Here is a 3,130-nt window from a genome sequence, read left to right as displayed (position 1 = left end):
CAACTCCTGGTCATGCCAGCGGCACAGGGCCTCAGCGCCGACCAGCGATCCATCCCTCAGGTTGATCTTGGGCTGGTAGACCACGTAGAGCTCACCAGCATTGATCGCCTTGCGTAGACGATTGCCGACGATAAGGTCGCGCTGGATCGTTTGCTTGCTGTGTTGCGCGTAGAACTGCAGTTGGTTCTTGCCGAGTGCTTTCGCGCGGTACATCGCGGTATCAGCCGAGCGCAACAAGCTACCGGAGTCCGTGCCGTCGTCAGGGTACAGGCTGCAACCGACACTGGCGGAAAGAAACAACTCGATGCCCTCGCTGAGAAGAGGCGTGGACATCGCTTTGGCAATGCGCTGAAAAACTGCATCTGCCTCAAGAGAGTCGGCACCAGGCAACAATGCTGCGAACTCGTCCCCCCCCAAACGGGCCACGCTATCCATGTCGCGCATGGAAGCCTCGAGTAGTTTGCTCGCCTGTACCAGCACCCTGTCACCGACATCGTGACCCAGGCTGTCGTTGATGGTCTTGAATTCATCCAGATCGATAAACAGAACGGCCAGATGGGTATGAGCACGTTCCGCCTGAGCAATGGCCTGCTCCAGCCGACCTCTGAAATGGATACGGTTGGGCAGCCCAGTCAAGGAGTCGTGAAGAGCCAGGTGACGCAGCTCATCCTCGGTATGCATGCGGAGGATTTCAGACCCGGTTCGGGCAGCCAGCAGCTCAATGACCTCATTGGCCAGGTGGGCATCCAGCATGTCCCCTCCCCCCATCGCGGCCATGACCCCCAACGTGCACCCCGCTTCATCGAGCAGGGGAACCCCCAGATAGCTCTCAGCCTGTAATCCGAACTGGGCCTGTGTTTCGGGAAATTCGCTGTCCAGATCGCATGAGGTGAACACGCCGCGGCGTTTGTGCACATGACTACAAGGGGTTTTGGCAATTTCGAAGTTGAAGTTGGCGTGCCAGTCATTACCGCTGTAGCAGGAGATGGTGCTTGCGCGACTGGGGTCTTGATCATCGATCAAGGCGACAAACGCATGTTCGGCGCGCAGCATCTGAACCAGTTGCTGCACGAGCTTGTGGAAATAGCCATGCTCATCACCACCGGGCACATGAATGACCATCTGACGCAACAGCTGTGCGGTGCGCTGGGTCAGACTCAACTCTTGCGCAAGCCGCTCATTGGCCATGCGCAGATCGTCCGTCCGCTCGGCAATTCGCGTCTCCAGCAGATTTTTATGCTGATCGATGGCGCGCACGAAATGCAGGGTGCGGAAATCCGACTCGAGCATATGCCGGAGCCATTCCAGAAGGCTGCGGCCGTCCTTCCCGGCCATCAGAACCAGTGCGCCATAAACGGATGCATCCGGCCAACAAAGCGGGACACTCACGCAGCAGCAGCCCACCTCAGCGCGATACTCTTCGACGACGGCGCGCGCAGTGATGGCCTGCTCAGCCAGGCGATTGGCCAGCTCACTGGCGGCAGTGCGCTGGTCAAGCGACGGTTGACCGCTATCCAGTACGGTCTGCAGCCGGTCGCCCTGCAGACTCATCAGCCAAATGGCATCGGCCTGCGTGATCTCCTGAAGCTGGGCCAGCCACCGGGCCCACTTCTTGAGATAGGGACGCGGAACCAGGGTATTGCCCGCGATAATCTTCAGGGACATCGTCGCCCGGTTCAGGCAGATGGTGATGGCGAACCATTGCTGGCTCGGAGATCCGCAATGCAGTTTTGAAAGGCCCGCCGTTCCGAACCACTGCGGCTGCCCTCATGAACGGGATCACCAGCGACCACCGAATGGAAGTCTGACTCGATGATCGCTTTCAACGACTCCAGCATGCGCAGCGTCTTCGTGTCGTAATGCCTGGGCTGTCGGTCCAGCACACAGACGGTGCCGAAAATGCTGTCATCAGGGCAGACCAATGGCACTCCCAGGTAGCTGATCATGTTCAGCTTGATATCAGGATTGTTGGCCCATTCCGGATCGCTCAATGCATCAGGCACCAGCAAAGGTTGATGGGTAGCCATGACGGTCTCGCAATAGAGGCCCGTCCCAAGATCGGCCTTCTCATGTTCCTCATAGGGGTTTTCATCCCCGAGGCTCGCGATCAGCACCTCAATCTGCTCAGGCCAGACACGCATCACCAAGGCAGCAGGTACTTGCGCAGCTTCTGCAGCCTGGTTGGCAAGCTCCTGCCATTCATCCAGCAGTACTGACGAGACGGTCATGACCATGGGGAAGCCCTTCATGAAAGAATTCGATATGAAGCTCAAGCTGCTTTTTCAGTGTAGCTGCCCGCCAACAAGTAAATACCCCGAATCTGTCTGATTTATGCGTCGCTCAACACCCCCTCCCCTCCGTGCGGGGACGAGCATGTCGGTGGCCAAGCGGGTCAACGGGTTAGCGTCCAAAAACGCCTGACGAAGGCCCGGAGAGGCGACGCCAGACCGGGTAGGCTTCCGGTTCTTGTGTGACGGAGGCCAGGGGAGCCAGACACAATGAGCCTGGTGCGCAGACGATGAGTGTCGTCTAGTGGCCGGTAGCGGCCTGTCACCAATGACCGCTACCGGCCAGAAGCTGCCGCTCAAAAGCAGCAGTATCGTGGCCTGTCCCCAGTTGTTTTCCAAGGGACACAACCGAGACAGAATTCGATTACTCTAGAACCGTCAAACAACAGGACGGTGGCGATGACAGAGTCAGCACAGGCAAGACAAGACCTGACGGTTAAAGGTGAATCGATTGAGCGCATATTTGGGAATTACCAAGCGCGTCGCTACATCGTGAACCGACGCTATCAACGCAAGTTGGTCTGGACTATCGAAGAGAAGCGCAAGTTTATTGATTCAATTCTTGCAGGCTATCCAGTTCCGATTGTGCTGCTTGCTGAAGGAAAATTTGCTGGGCAAAGCCTCTTTGAAATCATTGATGGCATGCAACGTCTAAACGCGATCTTTGGGTATATCGAGAACGAATACGATGTTGATGGAAAGTACTTCGACCTGAACGCCATGGCTGAAACGAAAGCGTTGCTTGACGCTGGAAAACTGAAGCAGGGCGAGCCGCTGCTTGAACGAGACGCATGTGTCCGAATTGCGTCATACACAGTGCCGCTGTCGATCTACGAATTTTC

3 protein-coding genes are annotated in these 3,130 nt (G+C 56.9%); 1 reads left to right on the top strand and 2 read right to left on the bottom strand.

Features of this window, described 5'->3' with window-relative positions:
- On the bottom strand, nt 1–1,665 hold a 1,665-nt coding region (locus tag J0A65_RS21895), incomplete at its 3' end, for a putative bifunctional diguanylate cyclase/phosphodiesterase (protein ID WP_206596446.1).
- A gap of 11 nt (nt 1,666–1,676) precedes the next feature.
- Nucleotides 1,677–2,234 (bottom strand): GAF domain-containing protein, encoded by a 558-nt coding sequence (locus J0A65_RS21890; RefSeq protein WP_134676852.1) that lies wholly within the window; start codon nt 2,232–2,234, stop codon nt 1,677–1,679.
- A gap of 453 nt (nt 2,235–2,687) precedes the next feature.
- Between J0A65_RS21890 and J0A65_RS21885 the strand changes: the two genes are divergently transcribed.
- Nucleotides 2,688–3,130 (top strand): DUF262 domain-containing protein (locus tag J0A65_RS21885; protein ID WP_206596445.1); only part of this gene is annotated, 443 nt, incomplete at its 3' end.

It is taken from the genome of Bowmanella yangjiangensis (genome assembly GCF_017255015.1).
Classification (GTDB): Bacteria; Pseudomonadota; Gammaproteobacteria; order Enterobacterales; family Alteromonadaceae; genus Bowmanella; species Bowmanella yangjiangensis.
The sequence above is the reverse complement of the archived record's forward strand: the minus strand, read 5'-3'. Positions and strand labels throughout refer to the sequence as shown.

What these genes read in the sequence shown, in the direction of transcription:
- J0A65_RS21890 (WP_134676852.1), bottom strand. Translation starts at nt 2,234, where the DNA reads ATGGTCATGACCGTCTCGTCAGTACTGCTGGATGAATGGCAGGAGCTT.